This window comes from Streptomyces sp. NPDC015032 (genome assembly GCF_043080425.1).
GTDB lineage: Bacteria > Actinomycetota > Actinomycetes > Streptomycetales > Streptomycetaceae > Streptomyces.
This window is the reverse complement of record NZ_JBIBVN010000121.1, coordinates 1-1,451: the sequence shown is the minus strand read 5'-3', so window position 1 is coordinate 1,451 and position 1,451 is coordinate 1. Positions and strand designations below refer to the sequence as shown.

Sequence of the window (1,451 nt, the reverse complement as noted above, 5' to 3'; positions counted from 1 at the left end):
GGGTGCCTCTATGTCGTTCGTCAATCCCGCGCTGTCGGTTTTGGGGGTGTGGGTCCCGTTCATGGGGCGAGGGTGACGGTGGGTGTTCGGGACTCGTAGAAGGCGCCGTCGCGGAGCATCGCGAACAGGACGCTGATGCGCTGGCGGGCGAGGCGGAGGAGGGCTTGGGTGTGGGTCTTTCCGCGGGCGCGTTGCTTGTCGTAGTAGGTGCGGGAGGCGGTATCGGCGTTCATGCAGGCGAAGGCGGAGAGGAACATGGCCCGTTTGAGCTGCCGGTTTCCGCCGCGGGGTGCGTGTTCGCCGTGGATCGAGGTCCCGGATTGCCTGGTCGTCGGGGCGAGGCCGGCGTAGGAGGCGAGGTGGGCGGCGGTGGGGAAGCTGCTGCCGTCACCGACGGTGACCAGCAGCACGGCGGCGGTCCTGACGCCGACGCCGGGCATCGACGTCAGGACCTGGGAAAGAGGGTGTGCCTCCAGCAGGGTGCTGATCTGGGCTTCCAGGGCTCGGCGTTGTTCGTGGACGGCGGCCAGCGAGCGGGCCAGGGAGGGGATCACGAGGTCGAGGGTGCCGGTCCCGGGGACGACGACGGTCTGCTCGTCCAGGGCGTCGAAGACGTCGTCGATCAGCCGTGTGGCCATGCGTGGGGCCTTGGGCCGGATGAGTTCGACGAGGCGGCGGCGTCCTGCCTTTCGCAAGGCGGCTGGGGATCCGTGGCGTTCCAGCAGCCAGGTGACGGCCTGGTGGTCGAGGCGGGGGCCCAGGACGCGCTCCAGGCTGGGGTGGAACTGGGTGAGCAGGCCGCGTATCCGGTTGGACGTGCGGGTGGCCTCGGCGGCGAGGTCCTGATCGAAGCCGACGAGCACGGTCAGCTCGGCGGTGATCTCGTCCGTCAGCTCCAGGGTGCGAAGGGTGTGCGGCATGGTGCGGGCGGCGTCCGAGATCACTGCCGCATCCTTCGCGTCGGTCTTCGCCTCGCCGGGATACAGGTCGGCGATCCGGCGCATCGCAAGTCCGGGCAGGTAGGCGACCCTGCAGCCCGCATCCCGGGCGACGGCCAGGGGCAGGGCGCCGATGGAGGCGGGCTGGTCCACGATCACCAGCACAGTGCCGAACTTCGCGGCCAGCTTGTCGAAGACGGCCCGCAGCTTCGGCTCGCTGTTGGGCAGTTGCTTGTCGAAGACCTTCTTCCCGGCCGGAGTCAGCCCGTGCCCGTGATGGGCACTCTTGCCGACGTCCAGGCCGAGGAACACGCCCACGTCTTCGGTATCGAACATCGCGCCCCTCCAGGCGAGTTGAGCGTGCCGGCCTCGGCGGTGGTGTCGTACGCGCGCATCCACGTTATACAGACCTGCCGCCCGCGAGCTGTCCGGCGTTGCACCGGACCAGGCGGTGGCCGGACCTCTCATCAGCGTCTCCGACGGCACCTCCCGGGCCCGGTGACACCACCCCCC

At 69.7% G+C, this 1,451-nt stretch carries 1 protein-coding gene; it reads right to left on the bottom strand.

The window, feature by feature from the left end; genetic code table 11:
• Nucleotides 1-59 precede the first annotated feature (59 nt).
• Nucleotides 60-1,274 carry an IS110 family transposase gene (locus tag ACF08M_RS41645; RefSeq protein WP_392190527.1) on the bottom strand — a complete coding sequence of 405 codons (1,215 nt, stop codon included), beginning with the start codon at nt 1,272-1,274 and terminating at the stop codon, nt 60-62.
• Nucleotides 1,275-1,451: the final 177 nt, after the last annotated feature.